Annotated in this window: 23 protein-coding genes and 1 other RNA gene; 14 read left to right on the forward strand and 10 right to left on the reverse strand. The window is 57.4% G+C overall.

The annotated features are described in order from the left end of the window. Nucleotides 1-54: 54 nt before the first annotated feature. From CPJ18_RS04005 to CPJ18_RS04015, 3 genes are all read left to right on the forward strand, one after another. Nucleotides 55-855 carry an inositol monophosphatase family protein gene (locus tag CPJ18_RS04005; protein WP_067650808.1) on the forward strand — a complete coding sequence of 267 codons (801 nt, stop codon included), beginning with the start codon at nucleotides 55-57 and terminating at the stop codon, nucleotides 853-855. 343 nt (nucleotides 856-1,198) lie between these two features. Then, a complete protein-coding gene (locus tag CPJ18_RS04010) occupies nucleotides 1,199-2,218 on the forward strand; it encodes a flagellar motor protein MotA (protein ID WP_077120303.1) in 1,020 nt (339 codons plus the stop codon). Nucleotides 2,219-2,220: 2 nt separating this feature from the next. Further along, the gene (locus CPJ18_RS04015) at nucleotides 2,221-3,252 is read left to right on the forward strand and encodes a peptidoglycan -binding protein (protein ID WP_077120301.1); all 1,032 of its coding nucleotides are present in this window, start codon (nucleotides 2,221-2,223) and stop codon (nucleotides 3,250-3,252) included. A 514-nt stretch (nucleotides 3,253-3,766) separates the two neighbouring features. Here CPJ18_RS04015 and CPJ18_RS04020 read toward each other — a convergent pair. Further along, a complete protein-coding gene (locus CPJ18_RS04020; RefSeq protein WP_103657128.1) occupies nucleotides 3,767-5,575 on the reverse strand; it encodes an ABC transporter transmembrane domain-containing protein in 1,809 nt (602 codons plus the stop codon). A 265-nt stretch (nucleotides 5,576-5,840) separates the two neighbouring features. Here CPJ18_RS04020 and rpmE point away from each other — a divergent pair, with 265 nt between their 5' ends. Further along, on the forward strand, nucleotides 5,841-6,062 hold the full coding sequence (gene rpmE, locus CPJ18_RS04025; protein ID WP_077105974.1) for a 50S ribosomal protein L31: 222 nt from the start codon (nucleotides 5,841-5,843) through the stop codon (nucleotides 6,060-6,062). A 133-nt stretch (nucleotides 6,063-6,195) separates the two neighbouring features. Here rpmE and rcdA read toward each other — a convergent pair whose 3' ends face one another. The 3 genes from rcdA to CPJ18_RS04040 form a co-directional block, all read right to left on the reverse strand. Next, nucleotides 6,196-6,711: a protease adaptor protein RcdA gene (gene rcdA, locus CPJ18_RS04030; protein ID WP_103657129.1), complete on the reverse strand. Its 516-nt coding sequence runs from the start codon at nucleotides 6,709-6,711 to the stop codon at nucleotides 6,196-6,198. A gap of 352 nt (nucleotides 6,712-7,063) precedes the next feature. Then, on the reverse strand, nucleotides 7,064-7,258 hold the full coding sequence (locus CPJ18_RS04035) for a DUF1192 domain-containing protein (RefSeq protein ID WP_103586672.1): 195 nt from the start codon (nucleotides 7,256-7,258) through the stop codon (nucleotides 7,064-7,066). Continuing rightward, on the reverse strand, nucleotides 7,255-8,532 hold the full coding sequence (locus tag CPJ18_RS04040; RefSeq protein ID WP_103657130.1) for an MFS transporter: 1,278 nt from the start codon (nucleotides 8,530-8,532) through the stop codon (nucleotides 7,255-7,257). The genes CPJ18_RS04035 and CPJ18_RS04040 overlap by 4 nt, the downstream gene beginning before the upstream one ends. 132 nt (nucleotides 8,533-8,664) lie before the next feature. On the opposite strand from CPJ18_RS04040, the gene CPJ18_RS26755 reads away from it, so the two are divergent. Then, nucleotides 8,665-8,820 (forward strand): hypothetical protein, encoded by a 156-nt coding sequence (locus CPJ18_RS26755; RefSeq protein ID WP_167397826.1) that lies wholly within the window; start codon nucleotides 8,665-8,667, stop codon nucleotides 8,818-8,820. Nucleotides 8,821-9,259: 439 nt separating this feature from the next. Here CPJ18_RS26755 and CPJ18_RS04050 read toward each other — a convergent pair whose 3' ends face one another. The 3 genes from CPJ18_RS04050 to CPJ18_RS04060 all read right to left on the reverse strand — a co-directional run bounded on the left by CPJ18_RS04050 (nucleotide 9,260) and on the right by CPJ18_RS04060 (nucleotide 13,791). Further along, nucleotides 9,260-10,285, reverse strand: a complete 1,026-nt coding sequence (locus tag CPJ18_RS04050) for a class I fructose-bisphosphate aldolase (RefSeq protein WP_103657132.1) — start codon at nucleotides 10,283-10,285, stop codon at nucleotides 9,260-9,262. Nucleotides 10,286-10,605: 320 nt separating this feature from the next. Next, nucleotides 10,606-11,808 carry a phosphoglycerate kinase gene (locus CPJ18_RS04055; protein WP_103657133.1) on the reverse strand — a complete coding sequence of 401 codons (1,203 nt, stop codon included), beginning with the start codon at nucleotides 11,806-11,808 and terminating at the stop codon, nucleotides 10,606-10,608. 75 nt (nucleotides 11,809-11,883) lie between these two features. Next, complete coding sequence (locus CPJ18_RS04060) at nucleotides 11,884-13,791, reverse strand: potassium/proton antiporter (protein ID WP_153366698.1); 1,908 nt, start codon at nucleotides 13,789-13,791, stop codon at nucleotides 11,884-11,886. A 295-nt stretch (nucleotides 13,792-14,086) separates the two neighbouring features. Between CPJ18_RS04060 and CPJ18_RS04070 the strand changes: the two genes are divergently transcribed. Continuing rightward, entirely contained in the window at nucleotides 14,087-14,365 is a 279-nt protein-coding gene (locus CPJ18_RS04070; protein WP_103657135.1) for a ribbon-helix-helix domain-containing protein, read from the forward strand. Further along, nucleotides 14,365-14,676: a type II toxin-antitoxin system RelE/ParE family toxin gene (locus CPJ18_RS04075; protein ID WP_103657136.1), complete on the forward strand. Its 312-nt coding sequence runs from the start codon at nucleotides 14,365-14,367 to the stop codon at nucleotides 14,674-14,676. Before CPJ18_RS04070 ends, CPJ18_RS04075 begins: the two co-directional genes overlap by 1 nt. A gap of 111 nt (nucleotides 14,677-14,787) precedes the next feature. On the opposite strand, the gene gap is transcribed toward CPJ18_RS04075, so the two are convergent. Beyond that, nucleotides 14,788-15,798: a type I glyceraldehyde-3-phosphate dehydrogenase gene (gene gap, locus CPJ18_RS04080; protein WP_103657353.1), complete on the reverse strand. Its 1,011-nt coding sequence runs from the start codon at nucleotides 15,796-15,798 to the stop codon at nucleotides 14,788-14,790. A gap of 57 nt (nucleotides 15,799-15,855) precedes the next feature. Further along, a complete protein-coding gene (gene tkt / locus CPJ18_RS04085) occupies nucleotides 15,856-17,838 on the reverse strand; it encodes a transketolase (RefSeq protein WP_103657137.1) in 1,983 nt (660 codons plus the stop codon). Nucleotides 17,839-18,162: 324 nt separating this feature from the next. Between tkt and CPJ18_RS04090 the strand changes: the two genes are divergently transcribed. The 7 genes from CPJ18_RS04090 (at nucleotide 18,163) to CPJ18_RS04125 (ending at nucleotide 23,271) form a co-directional block, all read left to right on the forward strand. Then, a complete protein-coding gene (locus CPJ18_RS04090; RefSeq protein WP_077105966.1) occupies nucleotides 18,163-18,435 on the forward strand; it encodes a DUF4164 domain-containing protein in 273 nt (90 codons plus the stop codon). An 11-nt stretch (nucleotides 18,436-18,446) separates the two neighbouring features. Beyond that, complete coding sequence (locus CPJ18_RS04095) at nucleotides 18,447-18,824, forward strand: cell division protein ZapA (protein WP_103657138.1); 378 nt, start codon at nucleotides 18,447-18,449, stop codon at nucleotides 18,822-18,824. Nucleotides 18,825-18,950: 126 nt separating this feature from the next. Further along, nucleotides 18,951-19,109, forward strand: a non-coding RNA gene (ssrS, locus tag CPJ18_RS04100) — 6S RNA. Nucleotides 19,110-19,408: 299 nt separating this feature from the next. Then, nucleotides 19,409-20,671 (forward strand): hemolysin family protein, encoded by a 1,263-nt coding sequence (locus CPJ18_RS04105; RefSeq protein WP_077120279.1) that lies wholly within the window; start codon nucleotides 19,409-19,411, stop codon nucleotides 20,669-20,671. Beyond that, entirely contained in the window at nucleotides 20,671-21,264 is a 594-nt protein-coding gene (locus CPJ18_RS04110; RefSeq protein WP_103657139.1) for a 5-formyltetrahydrofolate cyclo-ligase, read from the forward strand. The genes CPJ18_RS04105 and CPJ18_RS04110 overlap by 1 nt, the downstream gene beginning before the upstream one ends. Next, entirely contained in the window at nucleotides 21,261-22,085 is an 825-nt protein-coding gene (locus tag CPJ18_RS04115; protein ID WP_103657140.1) for a TIGR00282 family metallophosphoesterase, read from the forward strand. Before CPJ18_RS04110 ends, CPJ18_RS04115 begins: the two co-directional genes overlap by 4 nt. Nucleotides 22,086-22,419: 334 nt before the next feature. Next, nucleotides 22,420-23,271 carry an MBL fold metallo-hydrolase gene (locus CPJ18_RS04125; protein ID WP_103657141.1) on the forward strand — a complete coding sequence of 284 codons (852 nt, stop codon included), beginning with the start codon at nucleotides 22,420-22,422 and terminating at the stop codon, nucleotides 23,269-23,271. Nucleotides 23,272-23,299: 28 nt separating this feature from the next. Here the strand turns inward: CPJ18_RS04125 and CPJ18_RS04130 are convergent, their stop codons facing one another. Then, nucleotides 23,300-23,803: a pyridoxamine 5'-phosphate oxidase family protein gene (locus CPJ18_RS04130; RefSeq protein ID WP_103657142.1), complete on the reverse strand. Its 504-nt coding sequence runs from the start codon at nucleotides 23,801-23,803 to the stop codon at nucleotides 23,300-23,302. Between the last annotated feature and the right edge of the window lie 131 nt (nucleotides 23,804-23,934).

The following is a 23,934-nucleotide window of genomic DNA, read 5'->3' on the forward strand; positions in this document are numbered from 1 at the left end:
GTGCCTGCCGGAAATTTCGGCTAGCAGGTTCAGCCACCTTTCAGGAACATCTTCATGGCCCGTTCAGCCCTTCTCAATGTCATGGTTCAGGCCGCGCTCAAGGCGGGAAAATCTTTGTCGCGTGACTTCGGTGAAGTGCAGAACCTGCAAGTTTCGGTCAAGGGACCCGGCGATTTCGTATCGCAGGCGGACCTAAAGGCCGAAAAGATCGTCCATGACGAGTTGATGAAGGCACGCCCCACCTACGATTTTCTGGGTGAAGAAGGCGGCGAGGAAAAGGGTTCTGACGGCGCACATCGCTGGATCGTCGATCCCTTGGACGGTACAACCAACTTCCTGCACGGCATTCCGCAGTTCGCCGTTTCCATCGCCTTGGAGCGCAATGGCGAAGTCGTCGCTGGCGTGATCTTCAATCCTGCGACAGACGAACTGTACACCGCCGAGCGCGGCAGCGGCGCGTTCCTCAACGATCGCCGCATTCGTGTGGCTGCTCGTAAGCAAATCACCGATTGCGTCGTCAGCTGCGGCGTTCCGCATCTGGGCCGCGGCAACCACGGCAAGTTCCTGGTCGAACTTCGTCATACCATGGGTGAAGTCGCCGGCATCCGCCGTTTTGGTGCTGCCTCGCTCGATCTCGCTTACGTTGCGGCTGGCCGTCTCGACGGCTTCTGGGAAGCCGAACTTGCGCCTTGGGACATGGCCGCTGGCCTCGTTCTCATCCGTGAAGCCGGCGGTTTCGTCAGCGACATGAAAGGTGGACAGGATATTTTCGGCACAGGCAGCGTCGTTGCCGGAAACGAATATATTCACAAGGCACTGAGCGAAGTCATCAACCGCCCGATTCCGGGCCGTTAACACACCCTCCGCCCGTCATTCCGGCCTTGAGCCGGAATCCAGCAGCGCCGCGTCTGCGGCGCAAAAGAGTCTTTTGCGATCAAGGACTTGATCGCACTGGATCCCGCATCGAGTGCGGGATGACGGAAGATAGGTACGGTCACACAATCGGCAGCCCACGCCAAACGGCACCCTCCACAGCCATTGCATGACCACACCGTGCAAAAACCCTTGCGGCGTCCGGCTTTTCACTTCAATTCGTCGTAATTTTCCACTAGCTTCCGGTCGTAACCGCGATCACGCTTGCCGAATGCCTTGAGGTCTTCGCGCGGACGTTGCGGCAGTGCCAGAGGGAACGAGCATTATGACGGATACGGAACGGCTCGATGTCGGCGTCGAGCGATCGGTGACGAAGCAATATCATCACAAGCTGTCGAGCCCCACGCCATTTTTGTGGACGATGATCATCTTCCTCATCATCGTCGCGTTCCTCGCCGCCATTCTTTTCCGGCAGGCGCAGACGGCGTTCATGACCAATCCAGGACTGAACGGCTTCATTCTCGGCGTTCTCGTCATCGGCATCATTCTGGTTTTCACGCAAATTCTCTCGCTTCGCCCGGAAGTGCGCTGGTTCAACGGCTTTCAGGCCGTTGGCAATGTTGACAAGGCTGGCCGCACACCCAAACTGCTTGCGCCGATGCATTCGGTCATCGGCAAGCGTGGCGAGGTGCGACTGTCGACCGTTACGCAGCGTTCCATTCTCGATTCCATCGCCACACGACTGGACGAATCGCGCGATACCTCGCGTTATCTGATCGGCCTGCTGGTTTTCCTCGGCCTGCTCGGCACCTTCTGGGGCTTGATCGGCACCATCGCCGCCATCAGCGATGTCATTCAGGGTCTGGACCCCACATCTGGCGATACCAATGACGTTCTTTCATCGTTGAAGTCCGGTCTGACCGCGCCTCTGGCCGGTATGGGCACGGCGTTCTCGTCGTCGCTTCTTGGTCTGTCCGGTTCGCTCATTCTCGGTTTTCTCGACCTTCAGGCTGGCCGCGCGCAGAACCGCTTTTACACCGAACTCGAAAACTGGCTGTCTTCTGTGACCGATCCGGGAACGGATGTGACGGGCGAGATCAAGACCAGCGGTTACGGCGCTGTCGGCACGGAGCGGTCACTGGCCGCCATGACCAGCCTTGCCGAAGGCATTCAGGGCCTCGTCAAGAACATGCGCGGCGAGCAGCAGATGCTGCGCGACTGGATTGAAGCGCAGCAGGAGGAAGCGCGGGCGTTACGCCGGACGCTGGACAGGCTGTCTGCTAAAATAGATGCGGACCAGAAAACCACGGGCCGTCCCACTCGCCACGATAATGGGAGCGAGTGATCATGGCGCTTGGGCGCAATCGCCGTCGCGACCGGGGTGTCGATTACTGGCCTGGTTTTGTGGACGCCTTGTCCACGCTGCTCATGGCCATCATGTTCCTGCTTACCGTTTTCGTGCTGGCGCAGTTCATTCTCTCACGGGAAATTTCCGGCAAGGACGAGGTCCTCAGTCGGCTGAACAACCAGATCTCAGAACTCACCGAGTTGCTGGCGCTGGAAAAGGGCAGCAAGCAGGATATCGAAGATACGCTCGCCAATCTGCAATCGACGCTCGCCGTCTCGGAAAGCGAACGGTCTCGTTTGCAGTCTCTGCTGGATTCGGGCGCAGGCAATAGTTCCGCTGCCAATGCACGTGTTGGCCAGCTTTCCGGAGAGCTTGAGGATGCCCGGCAGGCGGGCGCACGGGCATCGTCACAGATCGATCTTCTGAACCAGCAGATTGCAGCACTTCGTGCGCAGATTTCCTCTGTGGAGGCAGCCTTGCAGGCATCGGAAGCAAAGGACACGTCGTCGCAGGTCAAGATCGCCGATCTCGGACGCCGCCTCAACGTGGCGCTGGCGCAGCGTGTGCAGGAACTTAACCGCTACCGCTCCGATTTCTTTGGGCGCCTGCGGGAAATTCTGTCCGACCGTGAGAATATCCGCATCGTCGGCGACCGTTTCGTCTTCCAGTCCGAAGTCCTGTTTCCCTCTGGCGGCAACGACCTGAACCCGGAGGGGCAGGTGGAGATGGCCAAACTCGCCACCGCCATCATCGACCTTGCCAAGGAAATTCCGGCGGAGATCAACTGGGTGCTGCGGGTGGATGGTCACACGGATAATGTGCAACTGTCAGGCAATGGCAGGTTCCGCGATAACTGGGAGCTGTCTTCGGCGCGCGCCACCTCTGTGGTCAAATACCTCGTGTCCAAAGGCGTTCCGGCTAACCGTCTGGTCGCCGCCGGTTTTGGCGAATACCAACCGCTGGCCGAAGGCGATACGCCGGAAGCGCGTTCTCAGAACAGACGGATCGAGCTGAAGCTGACGGAGCGGTGACTTGCAACGCACAGCCCCAGTCATAAACTTGAGTGTGTAGACGGAGAGGCGGGCACAACGGTAGCAACCCTCATCCTGAGGTGCGGAGGCGCAGCCGAAGCCTCGAAGGACGAGGGTTGCGGTTTAGAGCTGAGTATGTTGCGGATGCTTCGAGGGCGCTACGCACCACCTCAGCATGAGGACGGAGTGTGTAGCAGTTTTGACAACGCTGATGTCGCTACCGCGGTAGCAACCCTCATCCTGAGGTATGACGGTGCAGCCGGAGCCTCGAAGGACGAGGGGTGCGATTTATGAGCTGAGTATGTTGCGGATGCTTCGAGGGCGCTGCGCGCCACCTCAGCATGAGGGCGGAGGGTGTAGCAGTTTTGACAACGCAGATGTTGCTGCTGCGGTAGCAACCCTCATCCTGAGGTGCGGAGGCGCAGCCGGAGCCTCGAAGGGCGAGGGTTGCGGGTTATGCGCTGTGTCGTGCGAGGGATGCTTCGAGGGCGAGCCTGTTGAAGCAAACGCTTCCCTAACTGGATTTCACCAGTGTCACGACCTCGTCGCCGCCGGTTTCGAACTGAAGGCGGGCGAGCTTTGCGTAGAGGCCACCTTGGCGGATCAGGCTCTGGTGGTTGCCTTCTTCGATGATGCGGCCTTCATCCATCACCAGAATGCGGTCGGCCTTCAGAACGGTGGCCAGACGGTGGGCGACGACGATGGTGGTGCGTTTGGCAATCAACTGATCCAGCGCCTTCTGTACCAATGTCTCGCTTTCCGCGTCCAGAGCAGATGTCGCTTCATCGAGCAGCAGGATCGGCGCATTGCGAAGAATCGCACGGGCAATGGCGATACGCTGGCGCTGACCACCTGATAGTGTCACGCCGCGCTCTCCAGCAACGGTGTCATAGCCATCATGGAGCTTGGTGATGAAGCCATCCGCCTGGGCGGCGATGGCTGCGGCACGAACCTCTTCCCTGCTAGCATCGGGTTTGCCGAAGGCGATATTGTCATGGATGGACGAGGCGAAAATGGCCACATCCTGCGGTACAATGGCGAGACGCGAACGCAAATCTTCCAGCGTCACTGAGCGAATATCCGTGCCGTCAATCGTGATGCGCCCCGCCTGCGGATCGTAAAACCGCATCAACAGCGAAAAGACCGTGCTTTTGCCTGCACCAGATGGCCCGACGATGGCAACGGTTTCACCTGCCGCGACCGTGAAGGACAGGTCCGTGATGATGGGCCTGCCGGCACCTTGCGGATAATGAAAAGCAACGTTTTCGAAGCTCGCCTCTCCGCGTGCCGGAGCGGGCAGGGCAAGGGGAGCCGAGGGGTCTTCAACCGGCGATGTCTCGTTCAACAGTTCGGAAAGCCGCTCTGCCGCGCCACCTGCCTGCGAAAGCTCGCCCCAGACTTCGGACAGTTGGCCAAGCGAACTTGCGGCGATGACGGCGTAAAGGACGAATTGGCTGAGCGTGCCAGCCGAGATGGTACCGACCAGAACGCCATGCGCGCCGTACCAGAGGATGGCAACGACGCTGCCGAAGACGAAGCTGATGGCGACGGCCGTCAGCACAGCGCGTGCGCTGATGGCGGCGCGCGCGCCCTCATAGGCTTTCTCGACCGCGTCGTTGTAACGGCCATTGGCCAGCGTTTCTGCGTTGAATGACTGGATCGTCCGGCTTGCAGACATCGTCTCAGCCGCGAAGGCGGCAGATGCCGCAAGTGTATCCTGCGTGGTTCTGGAGCGAGAGCGGACCGAACGGCCAAAAGCGATGAGCGGGAAGACGATCAAGGGAATGGCTAGCAGCGCAAGGCCCGCAAGGCGCGGGCTGGTATAAACCATCATCACCACGCCGCCGAGACAGAGCAGGATGTTGCGCAACGCCACCGAGGCGGAGGAACCGAAAGCGGAACGGATCTGCACCGTGTCGGCGGTCAGGCGCGAGGTTAATTCGCCGGAATGGTTGGTATCGAAAAAGCCTTGAGACAACGAGGTCAGATGCGCAAAGACATCGCGGCGCAGATCGGTCACCACACGCTCGCCGATGGTCATGACGTAATAATACCGCATGGCGCTGGCGACTGCCAGAACCACCGCGATGGCCAGAAGCACTGCGAAATAGCTGTTGATCATCGTCCCGTCGGCACCCTCGAACCCGTGGTCGATGATGCGGCGGACGGCAAGCGGCAGGGCGAGTGTCGTGGCTGAGGACAGAACGAGCGCGAAAAGTGCCGCAGCGACCAATCCGCGATATCGCTTGAGATACGGAAAGAGGCTGGCCAGCGGTCTCGGCGTTTTGCGCTTTGCCGATTTCTGTTCCTGCATGTCTGCCACGGTCTACTCCTGCATGTGCCAACATAGCTGGCTTTTTGCCGCTATACGGCAACTTTCTGCTCTACTCACATGTGTCTTATCAGATGTGTGGCCAAGTGTGGGGCCAAGCATCGGCAGGCACTTGTTATCTCGGCGACCTTCATGTATAGGCTCCGCATCGAATTGGGAAGCCATGGCCAAATGGTCTAGAGCTTCATTATTGAATTGGCTCAGTTGACGCAATTGCGGCAAATGGTCCGCATGTCACCAAAGCAGGAAGATTGTCATGAAGGCTGAAATTCATCCCGACTATCACATGATCAAAGTGGTCATGACCGATGGCACAGAATACGAAACATTCTCCACATGGGGTTCCGAGGGTCAGACCATGAACCTCGAAATCGATCCTAAGTCGCACCCAGCATGGACTGGTGGCAACCAGCAGCTTATGGACCGCGGCGGTCGTCTTTCCAAGTTCAACAAGCGCTTTGGCGGCCTCGGCCTCTAATCCTGTTGGATGTCTTGAATGCAAAAACCCCGGAGCGATCCGGGGTTTTTTGTTGTCTGGTTTCGCTATGACTATTCAGGCAACAAAAAAGCAGGCCGAAGCCTGCTTTCATAAATCGCCATCTGGCTAAAACTCAGTTGCCTGCAAACGCCGTGCGCAGAAGGTTGAGCTGGGCCTGGACGCTGTTTTCGTTGTCCGGCACCTTCGTTGCTTCAGAAGGACGATAGATTTCGCGGTCGAGCAAAGCTACGCGGTTCTGGAGACGCAGCGAGCGATCAACCAAGTCGCGGAAGGATTCGGGCAGGTTGTTCCAGCCAGGTGCGTTGCGATCGACATTGAAGTTGTCGAGACGGACCTTGTTCTTCTCGCTTAGGACTTGATCGCGGCTCATCTCGCCATTGTTGACAGCGCGCTGGAGCAACAGCCAGGATGCCATCTGCATGAGGCGGGTGGTGAGGCGCATGGATTCGGCAGCGTAAAGGACGGATGCCATACGCGGCAAAACCTTGGAAGCTGCGCGGCCAGAGCCGTCCAGATAAGTCGCCGTTTCTTCCACCAAAGTCATACCCTCTGTATAGAGAGTCTTGAACTGGTTGGAAGCTGCAGCACGACCAGCAAAGCTGATGGTATTCAAAACCTGTTCTGACATTTTTCCAAATCCTGCTTACGCACCATACTGGCAACGGGATAGAGGCTTAATAGTTCCGGCCTCTTTGTATTTTCAGGATGATATCAATAGCGCAAATGCGCAAGCTGATTATTAAAGAAAGGTTAATACCCACAGTTTTGGCACTTTTTCCACGGCACAAAAAAAGAGCCGCAAAAGCGGCTCTCAAGGTAAAACAGGGAGAAAAATCAGACCAATTCGCCGATGGGAGAAACTGCCTGAAGTTCAGAAGAACTGAACATGTATAGTTATCGCTTAGAAAGCTTAATTTTTCATTAATGGTAAACAGAAAACTGACCCGCTCCGTAACGTTAATAAAACGTTCCTTGTGGTCTCAGCTCCGGAAAAGGCTTTCGGCAGCCTTGCGACCAACCGACTTCTTCTCAAGCTCGGCTTCCAGTCTTTCGATTTCCGTGTGCAGAACGGCGATGCGCGCGGTCAGCTCATCGACGGAAAGCAGGGAAATATCACCGCCCACGACGTGAGTCGTTGCGGGCCTTGTCGGTAGTTCTTCATCGAAACCACTCATATTCCGGCTCCCTTTTCCAGCTCGGCCTCGTCCTGCGGATATTGCGGTGCGCGAGGATCTAGCGAAACGCTTTCAGGCGTGGCCATTGGTGCTGCCGCTGCCGTGGAGAAGTTTTCCTTCTCCGCTGTCGGCAGTGTCGCACGTTGTCTGGACCGGAATATAGCATAGGCCGTGATGAGAAGATGCGCCACTGCGGTAACGGAAAACAGGGCGTAAGGGCCATAGGACGTCATGATCGGGCCGCCGAGTGTGGGGCCGATAATGGTGCCAATGCCGTAGAGCAGCAGCAGGCCGCCCGAAACTTTGACGAAATCCTCCGAGGCTGCATAGTCGTTGGCATGGGCCACGGCGATGGGGTAGAGCGCGTTTGCGGTGGCACCATAAACTGCGATCATGCTGATTAGCACATAGATGTGGCTTGGTTGTATGAGCGTGACGGCAAGGCCCGCAATGGCGGCCACGCCGGACAGACCGGCCAGCACAAAGCGACGGTCTATTCTGTCGGACAACTTACCGGCTGGAAATTGCGCCAATGCGCCGATGAAGATGGTCACGCTGACCATGATGGCAATCGTCGTGGGAGCAAGACCCGCGCGAGCGCCAAAAACCGCGCCGAGCGTGCCGTAAGCGCCGTTCGCGATACCAATCAGCAAAATACCGACGAAAGAGACCGGCGACGTTCTGTACAGGGCAGGCAAGTCCAGCTTCACCTTTTTCAGCGGTTGCGGACTTTCCGCTTTTGACAGCATGGCGGGCATGATGGCGACGCAATAGATAATGGCGCAGACCATGAACAGCGATGTGCCACTGACAGTACCGAACGGCACGACCAACTGACCGGCCACGACGCCGAACAGCGTGATGGCAATGTAGAGCGAGAAAATAGCGCCCCGACTTTCATTGGTGGCGCGCTCGTTCAGCCAGCTTTCGATGATCATCGAGGTGCCAGCGGTGCAAAAACCGGTCAGCGCACGCAACGTGACCCAGGCCACATCATCGATGAAGAGACCGGTCAAAAGCACGGTCAGGCAAATGAGCGCAACGAAACTGCCGAATGCGCGGATATGGCCCGCGCGCCGGACGATGGCCGGTGCGACGAAGCAGCCGATGACGAACCCTGCCGCCCAGGACGTGCCGAGAAAGCCCAGCACTTCGTTGGAATATCCTTCCGCCGATCCCCGCACGGGAAGCAGCAGTCCCTGCAGGCCATTGCCCAGAAACAGAAACAAGGTGCTGGATAAAAGAGCGAATACGGGTAGAAGGTTTCTGCTCATAAGCCACTCTCATGCTAGGCGATTCAAGGTGTAGATCTGGGTCGACGACGCGCGAATAGGTTGCCTGTCATTGGTGAACATTAAAAATGTCCAGCCTGTGACGCTGTTTCAATAAAGCCAAAAGGTTTCTGGATGACGAAGGCAATCGGGCTTTTTCTGCTTCTGGCAATGTGCATCCAGATCATCCGCCCGCTCGGCCTGCCGGGCCTTCGCAAGCGCGGCGATTGCTGGAAAATCGCCGCCGGCGCTTTCGTGCTGTGGACGCTGGTGCTGTTGTTGCGTCCGTGAGGGGCTGTGACTTTCTTAGCGAGCAGTTTTTAGCGCGTAGTTTAACGGAGGCCGCACTCCGCCCTCATGCATCATCCTGAGCCTGTCGAAGGAGAGGTGCTTTGACCGAAGGGCAAAGCCTCGAAGCATCCGGCCACGCACTGTGCCTCCAAACCCGCAACCCTCGTCCTTCGAGGCCCCTGCGGGACGCCTCAGGATGAGGGTTGCTGCCGTCGTACCTTTTGCCTCAGCCTTAAAAACCGTGCTAAGAGGCGGATCGTATTTCGTCAAGTGGCACTCTCCGCCCTGATGCATCATCCTGAGCCTGTCGAAGGAAAGGTGCTTTGGCCGAAGGGCAAAGCCTGGAAGCATCCTTGGTTGGCCCACCCTCTGCCTCACAAGAAAAACCGCCCGCAACAAGTTGCGAGCGGTTTGTAAAATGACGGCGTGAAGCTAACGCTCAAGCAGCCTGTTCGTCTTCCTGCGTCCAGTTGCCAAGGGCTGCGAGCGAGTTCAATTCTGCGCGGTGCTGGAAGGCGCGTTGGCCGGCGGCGACGTTTTCTGGCTTGCCGCCCCAGGCTTTGAGCGCGGTATCCTGAAGTGCGCGACCGTAGGAGAAGGTCAGCGCCCAAGGCAGGTCGTAACCGGCGTTCATGGCGGAGAGATGCGCGGTGGCTTCCTCGGAGGACTGGCCGCCGGAGAGGAAGGCGATGCCGGGAACAGCGGATGGAACCGTTGCCTTCAGAACCTTGACCGTCTTCTCGGCCACTTCATCGACCGATGCCTTGCGGGCATTCTTGCCGTCGATGACCATGTTCGGCTTGAGGATCATGCCTTCGAGGTTGACGCGGGCGTCGTAGAGATCGGTAAAGACCGTGCGCAGAACCCATTCGGTGACTTCGGCACAGCGATCGATGCTGTGGGTGCCTGGTTCGCCATCCATCAGCACTTCCGGCTCAACGATCGGCACGATGCCTGCCTGCTGGCAAAGAGCAGCATAACGGGCGAGGGCTTGCGAGTCCGCCTTGATGGAGCCCCATGTGGGCAGGCCATCACCGATATTGATGACGCCGCGCCACTTTGCGAAACGTGCACCGGCATCGTAATATTTTTTCAGACGGTCAGCGAGACCATCGAGACCTTCGGTCACGGTTTCACCGGGAAAGAAGGCCTGTGGCTTGGCACCCGTGTCGACCTTGATACCGGGGAGGCTGCCCGCAGCTTTGATAATGTCGACGAAGGGCGTGCCATCAGCGGCTTTCTGGAACAGCGTTTCTTCGTAGAGAATGACGCCGGAGATGCACTTCGTCATCGCTTCGTCTGTGCGGAACAGCATTTCGCGATAATCACGGCGGCTGGTTTCTGTCGATTCCAGGTTGATGCTGTCAAACCGCTTCTTGATCGTGCCGGTGGATTCGTCCGCTGCCAGCAGACCCTTGCCATTGGCAACCATTTTCACTGCGATATCTTCAAGACGTTCTGTCATTTTTCAATCTCCCTTGGCACAATGATTTTGGGTTAGCAGAAGTTCCAAGGCAGGAAAATGGCACGCTAAAGCATTGAAACGATTGAAATCATTTCAATCGTTTGAAACTTTAGAAAATCTTTAAAAATTTTTAAATGTGGAGAGGCGGGTGTGCTTATTCGACTCAGACGGAGAGCGCAAACCTTAACCCCGTCGTGCTCGGGCTTGTCCCGAGCATCTGCTGCGTTGCAACTTGGGTGACGTGGTTGAATCCTCGGGTCAAGCCCGAGGATGACGTCGAATGTTAGAAGGCCGATGAGGTGGGCCGAGTTTATCTACCGTTACTTGTGCTCATGCAAGATCGCCACACCCGGAAGAACCTTGCCTTCCATCCACTCCAGGAATGCACCGCCAGCGGTGGAAATGTAGGTAAAGTCATCGGTTACGCCGGCATGGTTCAACGCAGCGACGGTGTCGCCACCGCCGGCGACGGAGACGAGTTTGCCGGCCTTGGTGCATTCCGCCGCATGCTGGGCAGCGGCAACCGTTGCCTTGTCGAAGGGTGCGATTTCGAAGGCACCGAGCGGGCCGTTCCACACCAGTGTTTCTGCGCGCGAAATCCAGCCCTTGATGACTTCAACAGACTTCGGACCAACATCCAGAACCATGGCATCTTCGGGGATGGCGTTGATGTCTACGACTTCGTTTTCCGCGTTTGCCTTGAATTCGCGGGCGACAACGCCGTCTTCCGGCAGCACGATGGCGCAGCCAGCAGTGGCGGCTTCGATCATGATCTGCTTGGCGGTTTCGGCCAGATCATGCTCGCACAGCGACTTGCCGACATTGGTGCCGCGTGCCGCAAGGAAGGTGTTAGCCATGCCACCACCGATAACCAGCGCATCGACCTTTTTGACGAGGTTCATCAGCAGGTCGATCTTGCTCGAGACCTTTGCGCCACCGACGATGGCAACGACAGGACGTGCGGGTGCGCCGAGGCCTTTTTCCAGGGCCTCAAGCTCTGCCTGCATGGTGCGGCCAGCATAGGCTGGTAGATGGCGGGCAAGGCCTTCTGTGGAGGCGTGGGCGCGGTGCGCAGCGGAGAAGGCATCATTGATGTAGATGTCGCCATTCTTTGCCAGATCCTGAGCGAAAGTGGCGTCGTTCGTCTCTTCGCCCTTATGGAAGCGGGTGTTTTCCAGAAGCAGAATATCGCCATTCTTCATGGCTGCCACAGCATCTGCCGACTTTTCACCGATGGCTTCGGACGAGAAATGCACTGTGTGACCGAGAACCTCTTCCACGGCAGAGGTGATGAGAGACAGCGACATATCCGCAACCGGCGCACCCTTGGGGCGGCCGAAATGGGCAAGGAGAATAACCTTCGCGCCTTTTTCAGACAATTCGAGGATCGTTGGCGCAACGCGCTCGATACGAGTCTTGTCCGTGACCTTGCCGTCAGCAACCGGCACGTTGAGGTCGACGCGCACGAGAACGCGCTTTCCAGCGATGTCGGTGAGGTGATCGAGGGTCTTGAAGGCGGGCATATGTCGATCCTGATGTCGTTGAATGGAATGGGTTTGGTGGCGAACATACTATGCTGGACTGTCGGCGCAAGGCGCTTAACGATCATTTTCTCCAGTGCCGACCTCGTCAGTCGCGGCTGGTATGTCGTTACCGGAGACGTTTGCTGACCGGGCTGTTCGTTTCTGTGCAAAATGGGTGCGGGTGCGCTGAACGATTTCCTTGAGATTGATGAAGACGGGCAAGGCGGTGGCCGGTTCGACAGGTTCGAGAGAGATGCCGACACTGGAGACCGCGTCGTTTTCATCAAGATCACGCACGATCAGAATTAGCGAACCCAACCGGACGCGATCCGCATATTCCGGCTTGCCGCCGAGGCGGCTTTCGATGAGTTCGGCAATGGTCAGCGTCAGTTCCTGTGTGGACAGCAGACCGGGACCATAGGAAGCATCCAGTTCTTTGGCGGGACGCTGAGGAGAAATGGCGAAGGTCCCGAAAATGTCCTCGTCGTCCTTTGTCACAGGCTTGGCGCTGGCAAACAGCCGGTCCAGCAGGCGGGTATAGCTGGGCATAACGAACAGATAGACCAGATCGTTTTCCCGCAGGCGGCCTGCATATTGGTAGCGAATGGATTTTCCATCCCGGACCACCAGCGACGGCATGGCCCAGCGCGGAATGCGCCCGCCCTGCAAAATGGCGCTGCCATGGGCGACGCGATAGGAAATCAGCTCGTGGTTGGCGGTGCCGGGCAAGTCCACCTCCAGCTTGTCGACATCGCCCATGCGCGGCGGCACGATGAGGCCGAGACGGGTGGCGACGGGCTTGATCGTCCAGCCTTGCAGCAGCAGAGAAACCAGCACGATGATGAAGGCTGCATTGAAATAGGTTTCGGCACCCTCCAACCCACCGAGGGCTGGGAGAATTGCCAGGAGTATGGAGACTGCGCCACGCAAGCCGACCCATGCGACGAAGGTCGTTTCCTGCTGGGTATAGTTGAACGGCATGAGGCTGAGCCACACGGCAAGCGGTCTGGCAATGAAGATGAGGAACAGTGCCAACAGCACTGCCGGAATGAGAATGGCCGGGAACTGTGATGGCGTGGCGAGAAGACCGAGCATCAGGAACATGATGATCTGCGCCAGCCACGTCATGCCTTCATGAAACCGGCGAATGGCACCCTTGGCGAAAATCTTGCGGTTTCCCGCGACGATGCCCGCAACATAAACCGCCAAAAAGCCGCTGCCGTGCAGCGCGCCGGTGAAGGAAAACACCAGCAGCGCCAAAGCCAACACGAGGATCGGCACGAGGCCGCGATCCACCTGAAAGCGGTTGACGACATTGACGATCATCAACCCGCCCAGCACGCCGAAGATAACGCCGAGCACCATTTCCTGAACGAACAGCAGGATGAAGCTGCTGTCGAATCCTGCAAAGCCTTGTCCCTTTGCCACCACTTCCACCAGGGCAATCGTCAGGAAGATCGCCATGGGATCATTCGTGCCGGATTCGACTTCCAAAGTGGAGCGCACCTGATCGCGAATATGAATGCCGCCGATGCGCAGCAGGAAAAACACTGCGGCGGCATCGGTTGAGGCAACGATAGAGCCCAGCAACAGGCCTTCAAGCCATGAAAAGCCAAGCAGCAGCGCAGCGGCACCGGCAAAGAAAACCGAAGTCAGCACCACGCCGACGGTAGCCAGCGAGATGGACGGCCCTGCAGACAGCCTGAACGATTGGATGGATGTACCGAAACCGGAATCGAACAGGATGACGGCCAACACCAGCGAGCCCAGCATATAGGCCAGTGGATTGTTGCTGAAATGAATGCCCAGCCCATCCGTGCCAGCGGCAAGGCCGATGACCAGGAAAAGCAAAAGAAGCGGTGCGCCGAAACGATAGGCAATCAGACTGGAAAATGCAGCGACGAGAACGAGGACGGTGGCGACCAGCAACAAGATGTAAAATGATTCCACGCCAACGTCCTTTACATGAAGGCCGCGCGCCATGCATGCTCCTGCACGTCAGCAGTCAATGCGCCACGTTTTGGACGGCCACGGCGCAGTGTTTTTTGCGCAGCGGGCAGGGCAAGGCGAGGTGTATCGAATGATACGGCAGGGCACGATGCGCTGTATGTGCGACCGAATCCCTCAATGAATTTTTCCGGGCCAAAATGGACCAGAGCAAGGCGAGACGTGGGAAAAGAACGGAATAGAAAGGAGAAGAGCATTTCTCCTCCTACCAAAGTGTAGGATTTAATCGTGTCACATGGTAGTTTGGATTTGGATACGGAAGGGTACTGCGATGCGGACGACGAAATCACTCAGTGTGACCCTGCCCCTTGATATGGCGGAGATGGTGAAGGCCAAGGTTGCCTCTGGGGAATATGCGACGGAAAGCGAAGTTATTCGCGATGGATTGCGCACACTGGCTGCGCGGGATTTGGCCGTTGAGCGGTGGCTGAAAGAAGACGTTGCCGCTGCCTATGATGCGCACAAGTCAAACCCTGAAAGGGCCGTGCCCATAGGTAAGGCACTTTTGCAGTTGAACCGTCGTTTTAATGAGCTTGATAACGGCAAGTGATGAAACGCTACGACGTCAGATTGTCGCCTGAAGCCGAGACCGACCTCGTTGATATCTACCAATATGTTCGCGTCGCTTCCCAGTCACCGGCGGTGGCAAGACAATATCTCGATCGCGTGACATCCTATCTGTCTTCGTTCGATGTTTTTCCGGAACGGGGCAGCTTGCGCAATGATATCCGGCCGGGTTTGAGGGTGGTCGGTTTTGAACGCACCATCAGTGTTGCCTTCATTATAGAAGACGAAAGCGTGATTATTCTGCGGGTGGGACATAATGGGCAGCAGTTAAACTTATCCGATACACGCCAGTAGCGCTGCTCCAGCGAGCGGATCATGCAGATTTTGAGCGATAGATAGTGCGAAAACACAAAACCCGGCGGGATCACTCCAGCCGGGTTTTGCTTATTCACTATCTGACAAAAATCAGAACGTTTTGAACAGTGCCACTGCCGTGTCGGACATGCGGTTGGAGAAGCCCCATTCGTTGTCGTACCAGGTGAGGATACGCACGAAGTTGCCTCCCATGACCTTGGTCTGGTCCGTCGCGAAGATGGAGGAGTGGCTGTCGTGGTTGAAGTCACGGGATACCAGCGGCTCGTCGGTGTAGCCAAGGATGCCCTTCAGCTTGCCGTTGGAGGCAGACTTGATGGCTTCGTTGATTTCTTCGACCGTCGTTGCCTTCTTGGCCACGAACTTGAAGTCGACGACCGAGACGTTTGGCGTTGGAACGCGGATCGATGTGCCGTCCAGCTTGCCCTTGAGGTGCGGCAGCACGAGGCCAACGGCCTTTGCGGCACCTGTCGACGTCGGGATCATGGAAAGGGCTGCGGCGCGGGCGCGGTACAGGTCCTTGTGCATGGTGTCCAGCGTCGGCTGGTCGCCCGTGTAGGAGTGGATCGTGGTCATGAAGCCGTGGTCGATGCCGACCGCATCATCCAGAACCTTGACGACCGGCACCAGGCAGTTGGTGGTGCAGGACGCGTTGGAGATGACGAGGTGGTCCTTCGTCAGCTGGTCATGGTTCACACCGAAAACGACCGTCAGATCAGCACCTTCGGCCGGTGCCGAGATGATGACGCGCTTTGCGCCGGCGGTCAGGTGGGCGGCGGCCTTGTCACGGGCGACGAAGATGCCGGTGCATTCCAGAGCGATGTCGACGCCAAGTTCCGCGTGCGGCAACTGTGCAGGGTCGCGAACCGCCGTCACCTTGATCGGCTTGCCGCCACCAACGATGATGGTGTCGCCTTCGACCTTCACGTCTGCCGGGAACCGGCCATGGATGCTGTCATAGCGCAGCAGGTGCGCATTGGTTTCAACGGGGCCGAGGTCGTTGATGGCAACGACTTCGATGTCCGTGCGGCCGGATTCCACGATGGCGCGAAGGACGTTGCGGCCGATGCGGCCAAAACCATTGATGGCAACTTTTACAGTCATATACATACTCCCGATCAATATTTTCGTTTTTGTATGGAATGGTGACGGCGTTAGCCGTCAGCCCAACTTTTCTTCTGCGGCAGCGACCACGGCTTCTGCGGTGATGCCGAAATGCTTGTACAGGTCCTTCGCAGGCGCGGATGCACCGAAGGAATTCATGCCGATGAACGCGCCGTCATTACCGATGAAATAATCCCAGCCCTGACGAATGGCAGCTTCGACACCGACCTTGACCGGCGAATTGCCGATGATGGCCTTGCGATAGGTTTCCGGCTGTTCCTTGAAGAGTTCGAAGCAAGGGACGGAAACGACGCGGGTTGAGATACCCTTGACCTTCAGGTCAGCGGCAGCCTTCAGCGCAATCTCGACTTCCGAACCGGAGGCGAAGATCGATACCTTGGCGTCGCTTGCCGAAACCAGCTCGTATGCGCCGTAAGATACGAGGTTCTTTTCCTCATAATCCTTGCGGGCCGGTGCAAGGTTCTGGCGGGTCAGCGCCAGCGCAGACGGACGGTTTTTCTGATGCAGGGCAAACTGCCAGGCTTCCGCCGTTTCCGTTTCATCCGCAGGGCGGAAGACCAGAAGGTTTGGAATGGCGCGCAGCGCTGCGATCTGCTCCACAGGCTGGTGAGTCGGGCCGTCTTCGCCAACGCCAATCGAGTCATGCGTCAGCACGTGGACGACGCGGATGCCCATGAGTGCGGCAAGGCGGATCGATGGACGGCAATAGTCCGAGAAGATCAGGAAGCCACCAGCGTAGGGAATGAGACCGCCATGTAGGGCGATGCCGTTCATGGCTGCTGCCATGCCGTGTTCGCGAATGCCGTAATGCAGGTAACGGCCCGAGAAATCGGTCGGTGTGATCGACTTCATCTGGCTGGTCTTGGTGTTGTTGGATGGCGTCAGGTCGGCAGAGCCACCAATCGTTTCCGCCAGAATGCCATTTATGACTTCGAGCGCATCTTCGGATGCCTTGCGGGTCGCGACAGTCGGGTTGTTCGCGGCGACCTTCTTCTTGAAGGCGTCGATGGAGCTGTCGAAGTTGCCGGTCAGATCGCCAGCAAAGCGGCGCTTGAACTCGGCCTTCTTGTCGCCATCGGTCGCTTCGAGGCGCGCTTCCCATTCCTGACGGGTCTTGGTAGCGCGCAGACCGGCCAGACGCCAGGCGTCCAGTACGTCCTCGGGGATGACGAATGGTTCGGCTTCCCAGTTCAGGCTCTTGCGGGCTGCGGCGATTTCCTCGGCACCCAGCGGGTTGCCGTGCACCTTGTGCGTGCCCTGCTTGTTCGGCGCGCCAAAACCGATAACGGTCTTGCAGGCGATGAAGGTTGGGCGGTCCGACGTGTGAGCGGCTTCGATGGCGTTGGCAATCGCTTCCGGGTCGTGACCGTCGATTTCGATGGTGTTCCAGTGAACGGCCTTGAAGCGCGCAATCTGGTCTGTCGAATCGGAAAGGCCGACTTCGCCATCGATGGTGATGTTGTTGTTATCCCAGAACAGGACGAGCTTGTTGAGCTTCAGGTGGCCTGCGAGCGCAATCGCCTCGTGGCTGATGCCTTCCATCAGGCAGCCATCGCCGCACAGTACATAGGTAAAGTGGCTCTGAAGATCGGAGCCGAATTCTTCTTCCAGCTTGCGTTCGGCAATGGCCATGCCGACGGCGTTGGCAATGCCCTGGCCAAGCGGACCCGTGGTGGTTTCGATGCCTGTCGCGTGGTGATATTCCGGGTGGCCGGCGGTCTTGGAGCCCAGCTGGCGGAAACGCTTGATCTCGTCGATCGTCATATCCTCGTAGCCTGTGAGGTAGAGGAGCGAGTAGAGCAGCATGGAGCCGTGACCGGCAGACAGAACGAAGCGATCGCGGTCCGGCCACTGCCAGGCCTTCGGATCGAACTTCAGATAGCGCGTGAAGAGAACCGTGGCGACATCCGCTGCGCCCATTGGCAGACCGGGGTGGCCAGAATTGGCCTTCTCCACAGCATCCATGGCAAGAAAGCGGATTGCATTGGCCATCCGGTCGTGTTTGTCGCGAGAAATCATAGCTTTTCCGTCTGTTCCGGGTGATAGGAGATAGTCATTATAACTATCCAAAAAGCGGGTTGATCCATAGCAGGTAGGGCGGGCGAGTCAATAAAACCGGGGCGGTTTGCAGTTCGATCCTGAACAAAAATCGTTTCGTATTCTGGCAATATTTAGGCCGCCGCCATCTTCTGGGCCTTCTGGTGCTGCATTCATCCACAGCGCAAAGTGCTTGAATGTATTGGATTGATTGACGTGACGGTTAATCGAGTCATATCGTATAAGCGCCCTGATTTAGACCAGGCAATAACGATTCGGCTTGTTGCTTGCGGCTTGGAAGAAACGATGACGGCGGAAAAAACCATACATGTCGCGTTGTCGGAGCTAGGCTCCGCGATCAACGGTCTCGAAAACGCAATCGATATGCGTATCGAGCGGCAGCGTGAGAACGGCGAGGTCGAGAGCGAAGTGAAGCGCGTGCATGTGGACCGTGCCCGTCTTGCACAGGAGCTGGACCAATCGCAATTCCGCGCCAACCGTCTCGAGGAAGTCAACCGCGAGGTCTCACGCCGCCTCGTGACAGCCATGGAAACAATCCGCGCAGTGCTGGACCGATAAGGACTTAAACGATGGCTCAAGTCACCGTGATGATTGACGGCAAGGCGTACCGCATGGCCTGCGAGGCAGGGCAGGAGGATCACCTGACCGATCTCGCCAGCCAGTTCGATCAATATGTCGGCCATCTGAAAAGCCAGTTCGGCGAAATCGGTGATCTGCGGCTAACCGTCATGGCTGGCATCATGATAACCGACGAAATGTCGGAGCTGAGACGCAAGATCGAATCGCTAGAGGGTCAGGTTGAGACATTGCAAAGCAATCGCGATGGAATGGCGGAAAGCAGGGCAAATACCGAGGAAATGCTGGTCAGCGCCATCTCCGACCTTTCGACGCGCTTGAATGGCATTACGGAAAAGCTGGTGGCCCGGCCCAAGCCAACAGTCAATTAAGACAGACACGTCGTAAAAGTCGGTGTCCAAATGCTTGTTTGTGCGTGGCGGGAGCCTGCCGAACAATCTGTCATATTCTGACTTTCGACCCCTTCCGCATTTGGCCGAACCATCCTATATATGAACTGCGTTCTGCGCTTCTCGACAGGAAACTCAATCCCTGGGGCCATACTCGATCCAAAGGGAGCTGTCCCTGGCCAGGCCCGTGGGCTTGGACATATGGCGCCCACCTACGTTTGTAGGCACCCAGGATCGTAAAACTCCATCGGTCGCCGCGGATCGCACCTTTTCTCTTTTTGGATCGTTTGGCTTAGCGTCGCAGTTTCAAGGCTTGCTTCCTGTTGAACAAGCCGGGTAGTTGCTTTGGCCATATCCATGTGCACGCCTTCTGGCAGTAAGCTCAGACGCTACCCGGTCTGGCTGTATGAATTGACTTTTTGATCCGCCGGTCATTGCATTGACGGAACTATTCCTTATTATCAGCATTGGTATGTCCGCTCCCGCTCTCAACTATAGCGATTGTGGTTGCAGCCGCGACATGCCGTTCAACAGCCCAAAAAGAGCTAAACTTGTTTACTGAAATTATGATTGTGGTTCTGCTTACCGTACTCAACGGTGTGCTTGCCATGTCCGAGCTTGCCGTTGTCTCCTCCAGACCGGCGAGGTTAAAAGTGCTGGCCGCGCAAGGCAGCAGAGGTGCCACCATGGCACTCACCCTTTCCGAAAATCCCGGACGCTTTCTCTCCACCGTGCAGATCGGCATTACGCTGGTCGGCGTGCTCTCAGGCGCTTTCTCTGGTGCGACACTCGGTGCCCGTTTCACCGGATGGCTGCTGGAGCAGGGTGTTCCGGATCGCGCTGCCGATGCGATCGGCGTCGGTGTGGTGGTTGTCGCCATTACCTATCTTTCGCTGATCGTCGGCGAGCTGGTGCCAAAGCAGATTGCTCTGCGCGATCCTGAAAAGGTTGCCGTGAAGGTATCTCCTGCCATGGTGATGCTGTCGAGGATCGGTGCGCCGGTGGTGTGGCTGCTGGACAAGTCCGGCAAGCTCATCCTTGCGCTTCTTGGCCATAGTGGTGAATCCAACAATTCCGTAACTGACGATGAAATTCGCACCGTTTTGGCCGAAGCGCATAGCGCTGGTGTCATCGAGAGCGAAGAATCCGCCATGATCACCAGCGTCATGCGTCTGGCAGACCGCAATGCGCGCGGCCTGATGACGCCACGCCGTGACGTGGAAGTGGTCGATATCGAAGATACGGCTGAAGAAATCCGGGTGCAGTTGCGTGAAACGCAGCGCTCACGCCTGCCGGTCAGAAACGGTGCTTCCGACGAGATACTTGGCGTTCTCTTTGCCAAGGATGCGTTCGATGCGCTCGCCTCCGGCAAGGAACTGAATGTTCGAGAGCTGCTTCGCGAAGTGCCTGTCGTATCGGACCTGACAAGTGCCGTCGACGTCATCCAGTCGCTGCGCCGTTCGACCGTGCATATGGTTCTCGTTTATGACGAGTACGGCCACTTCGAAGGTATCGTCAGCTCCGGCGACGTTCTGGAGGCCATCACAGGCGCATTCCAGGAAGATGACGGCGAAGAGCCCGCGATGGTCGAGCGCGAAGACGGAAGTTTCCTCGTTGCAGGCTGGATGCCGGCCGACGAATTTGCCGACCGCATGGGCTTTCAGATTGCCGACGATGCCGAGTTCGAGACGGTTGCCGGTCTGGTTCTCGATGAATTCAGGCGTTTGCCGGAACTGGGTGAGCATATTACCCGCGATGGCTGGCGCTTCGAAGTGATCGACCTTGATGGGCACCGGATAGACAAGGTGCTGGTCAGCCGGGCGGCCTGATGACATCGGGCCCTCTCACTAAAGCCCAGATACGTGTGGAGCGTCTCGCCTTGCGGGACGCTCTTTCCGTTGAAGAGCGCCAATCGAAAAGCCAAAGCATTACGGCGCATGGCGCACACGGTTTGAGCTTTGCTGCCGGAACCATCGTTTCGGGTTTCATGTCGATCCGTTCCGAGGTTGATCTGCGCCCGTTAATGGAGGCGTTGCGGGACAAGGCGGCGCGGATATGTCTGCCAGTCATGCTCGACCGTGAAACCATCATATTCAGGGAATTTGCCAAGGGTACCGAACTGGTCAAATCGGGCTTTGGCACAACCGGGCCTGACGAAAGCGCTGCCGTGCTGGATCCCGATATTTTGCTTGTCCCGCTCTCTGCATTCGACGCAAATGGCCAGCGGATCGGTTATGGGGCAGGACATTATGACCGCGCAATTGCCAGGCTGCATGCAAAAGGACTGAATCCTGCTCTCATCGGCATTGCATTCGACTGCCAGGAAGTGCCATCAGTGCCCGCGCAAGCGCATGATGTGGCGCTGAACGCCGTTCTGACCGAGAGCGGTCTACGATATTTCAATAACAGGACGGCGCAATGAGATTGCTTTTTCTCGGGGATATGGTTGGCAAGACGGGACGCACGGCGGTGTGGGAGCGTCTTCCGGGGCTGATCTCCGATCTCAAGCTGGATTTCGTTGTCGTGAATGGCGAAAACGCCGCGGGTGGTTTCGGGATCACTGAAGAGATTTATCTCGAAACGATCAATGCCGGAGCCGATGTGGTGACGACCGGCAACCACGTCTGGGACCAGAAGGAGGCCGTCTCCTTCTGCGAGCGCCACGACCAGTTCCTGCGTCCAGCCAATTATCCCAAGGGAACACCAGGCAAGGGCTCCGGTCTGTTTTACGCTCGCAATGGCGCGCGCATCCTCGTTGCCAACATCATGGGTCGGGTCTTCATGCATCCCGAGCTGGACGATCCCTTCAGCGCGGCGGAAGCCATTCTTGGCGCATGCCCGCTTGGGGAACAGGCGGATGCCATCGTCTTCGATTTTCACGCCGAGGCGACCAGTGAAAAGCAGTGTTTCGGCCACTTTGTCGACGGACGCGCCAGCTTCGTCGTGGGCACCCATACGCATGTACCGACGGCGGATGCGCAAATCCTGAATGGCGGCACGGCCTATATGTCGGACGCCGGCATGTGCGGCGATTACGACTCGTCGCTTGGTATGGAAAAGGAAGAGCCGATCAACCGCTTCATCTCGAAAATGCCCAAGGGGCGTTTCGAGGCTGCCAGCGGCCCGGCGACCATCTGCGGCGTCGGCGTCGAGATTTCCGACCGTACTGGTCTTGCTGAGAAGATCGCTCCGCTGCGGTTGGGGCCGCGGCTGGCGGAGACGGTTCCGGCGTTTTGGGTTTGATCGGATTTCATTAGTTTTAATTTTAGATGGCAGCGGGTGTGGCTCACCCCCCTCTGGCCTGCCGGCCATCTCCCCCTCAAGGGGGGAGATCGACCCGTGGTTACCTCTCGGCCATCTCTTGCGTCGAGATGAAGCTAGGTCGTGCGCCCAGCTAATCTCCCCACCTGAGGGGGAGATGTCCGGCAGGACAGAGGGGGGTAAGCCACACCCGCCAACCTCTCTGACGCGACCTCCAATAACAACATTGTGAGCGGCCTCCACCTCTTGCGTCTGGACGATCTTCACCCCTTGCCGCATCCTGCCCGCACTCATCTCGTTTATGGGAGTGGTGCCGATGCTTCGCATGCTCATCTTCGCATTGTCAGGGCTTTTGGTGGCCACTGGCGCATCGGCCCAGCAACAGCCAAGCCGTCCTTCCATAAACCGCCCGCCCATCAGCCAGTGTCAGGCGATTGCCCAGACTATGCCGGGCGCGACTTTTGCAAGCTTTCAGGCTTCGAATGTTCAATTGGCGCAGGCCAATGGCAAGGAAGAGGTGAAAATCCAATATATCGGGCATTCGACGTTTCTGATCACCTCTCCCGAAGGGGTGACCATCGCCACGGATTATAACGGCGTTTACCTGCCACCCGTTACCCCCACCATCGTCACCATGAACAACGCCCATTCGACGCATTATACGCTGCATCCGGACCCGGCGATCAAATATGTGCTGCATGGCTGGAGCGATGCGCCTGATGACAAAGCCGTCCACAAATTGCAGGTCGGGGACGTCTATGTCCGCAATGTCACGTCGGATATCCGCAACCGCTGGGGTGGGGGCGGGTTGTTGAAGAAAGACGGCAATTCGATTTTCATCTTTGAAATCGCCGGTCTTTGCATCGGCCACCTTGGGCACCTGCATTATGAGCTGACGGAAACGCAATATGCGGAAATCGGTCGATTGGATGTGCTGATGGTACCGGTCGATGGGGGTTTGACGATGGGGGCGGACAGTATGAGCCGGATCGTCAAACGGCTGCGGTCTGCACTGATTCTGCCGATGCATCAGCCGAGCGCTCTGGAGCAATTTCTGGTGACGTTCGGCGCTCAGTTCAAGATCGCCTATGCGAACGATCCTGTTATTCGCGTGTCGATGCGAAGTCTTCCCCGCCAACCGCAAATTCTCGTGCCACAAGGCATGTGAAAGGGCGATTGGCGGGAAATAAGGAGTCTTATGCAAATGCCAGATGCTGGCGAACGCCGATATCAGGCGTTTTGTCGTCGCTAAGGTTGGCCTTGGCAATTTCCCAGCCGAATTTCAAAGTGCTGTCCGTGGAAGCCCAGATATCGGCATCGTCCACATGCAGAGCAAGCATTGTCAACTGCGGGTCGTTTTTGCCGTGTTCGTACCAGGCGGCGGTCACGGAGTTCCAGTATTCGTCGAGCTTCGCCTTGTCTTCGCGAACTTCCAGCTTGCCGGAGAGGCAGGCATGGTAATCATGGTCCTTCCCCACGACGCAGAAATGCGCGCGGCCGCCCGACTTCAGAGCCTGCACGATGTGCGCATCCTTCTTTGTGAAGAACCAGATGGTATTTGTCTTTGGATCCGCATGCGGAGCCATGGGCTGCATGTTGCTGTGGAGGCCTTCCAGGCCGAGCATGCCGGCATGCACGGAATTAATTTCGTCCCACAACTGACGGGCGGGTGCTTCGCGTGCTTCACTCAGACTGACCATGAAATTGGCTCCTTCATATTTCTCGTTATCTTTTACGATGATAGGGACAGGTTGCCCGCATCAGCGCTCACTACCAAAACGAAGAGAGTACATTTCTGTTCCCTAAAGCGTTGAGAGAAGAGTGGGCGCGT

The sequence above is a fragment of the Agrobacterium rosae genome (assembly GCF_002915175.1).
Lineage (GTDB): Bacteria > Pseudomonadota > Alphaproteobacteria > Rhizobiales > Rhizobiaceae > Agrobacterium > Agrobacterium rosae.

Coding starts and splice junctions, on each gene's coding strand:
- CPJ18_RS04005 (WP_067650808.1), top strand. CDS start 55: ATGGCCCGTTCAGCCCTTCTCAATGTCATGGTTCAGGCCGCGCTCAAG.
- CPJ18_RS04010 (WP_077120303.1), top strand. CDS start 1,199: ATGACGGATACGGAACGGCTCGATGTCGGCGTCGAGCGATCGGTGACG.
- CPJ18_RS04015 (WP_077120301.1), top strand. CDS start 2,221: ATGGCGCTTGGGCGCAATCGCCGTCGCGACCGGGGTGTCGATTACTGG.
- rpmE (WP_077105974.1), top strand. CDS start 5,841: ATGAAGGCTGAAATTCATCCCGACTATCACATGATCAAAGTGGTCATG.
- rcdA (WP_103657129.1), bottom strand. CDS start 6,711: ATGTCAGAACAGGTTTTGAATACCATCAGCTTTGCTGGTCGTGCTGCA.
- CPJ18_RS04035 (WP_103586672.1), bottom strand. CDS start 7,258: ATGAGTGGTTTCGATGAAGAACTACCGACAAGGCCCGCAACGACTCAC.
- CPJ18_RS04040 (WP_103657130.1), bottom strand. CDS start 8,532: ATGAGCAGAAACCTTCTACCCGTATTCGCTCTTTTATCCAGCACCTTG.
- CPJ18_RS26755 (WP_167397826.1), top strand. CDS start 8,665: ATGACGAAGGCAATCGGGCTTTTTCTGCTTCTGGCAATGTGCATCCAG.
- CPJ18_RS04050 (WP_103657132.1), bottom strand. CDS start 10,285: ATGACAGAACGTCTTGAAGATATCGCAGTGAAAATGGTTGCCAATGGC.
- CPJ18_RS04055 (WP_103657133.1), bottom strand. CDS start 11,808: ATGCCCGCCTTCAAGACCCTCGATCACCTCACCGACATCGCTGGAAAG.
- CPJ18_RS04060 (WP_153366698.1), bottom strand. CDS start 13,791: ATGGCGCGCGGCCTTCATGTAAAGGACGTTGGCGTGGAATCATTTTAC.
- CPJ18_RS04070 (WP_103657135.1), top strand. CDS start 14,087: ATGCGGACGACGAAATCACTCAGTGTGACCCTGCCCCTTGATATGGCG.
- CPJ18_RS04075 (WP_103657136.1), top strand. CDS start 14,365: ATGAAACGCTACGACGTCAGATTGTCGCCTGAAGCCGAGACCGACCTC.
- gap (WP_103657353.1), bottom strand. CDS start 15,798: ATGACTGTAAAAGTTGCCATCAATGGTTTTGGCCGCATCGGCCGCAAC.
- tkt (WP_103657137.1), bottom strand. CDS start 17,838: ATGATTTCTCGCGACAAACACGACCGGATGGCCAATGCAATCCGCTTT.
- CPJ18_RS04090 (WP_077105966.1), top strand. CDS start 18,163: ATGACGGCGGAAAAAACCATACATGTCGCGTTGTCGGAGCTAGGCTCC.
- CPJ18_RS04095 (WP_103657138.1), top strand. CDS start 18,447: ATGGCTCAAGTCACCGTGATGATTGACGGCAAGGCGTACCGCATGGCC.
- CPJ18_RS04105 (WP_077120279.1), top strand. CDS start 19,409: ATGATTGTGGTTCTGCTTACCGTACTCAACGGTGTGCTTGCCATGTCC.
- CPJ18_RS04110 (WP_103657139.1), top strand. CDS start 20,671: ATGACATCGGGCCCTCTCACTAAAGCCCAGATACGTGTGGAGCGTCTC.
- CPJ18_RS04115 (WP_103657140.1), top strand. CDS start 21,261: ATGAGATTGCTTTTTCTCGGGGATATGGTTGGCAAGACGGGACGCACG.
- CPJ18_RS04125 (WP_103657141.1), top strand. CDS start 22,420: ATGCTTCGCATGCTCATCTTCGCATTGTCAGGGCTTTTGGTGGCCACT.
- CPJ18_RS04130 (WP_103657142.1), bottom strand. CDS start 23,803: ATGGTCAGTCTGAGTGAAGCACGCGAAGCACCCGCCCGTCAGTTGTGG.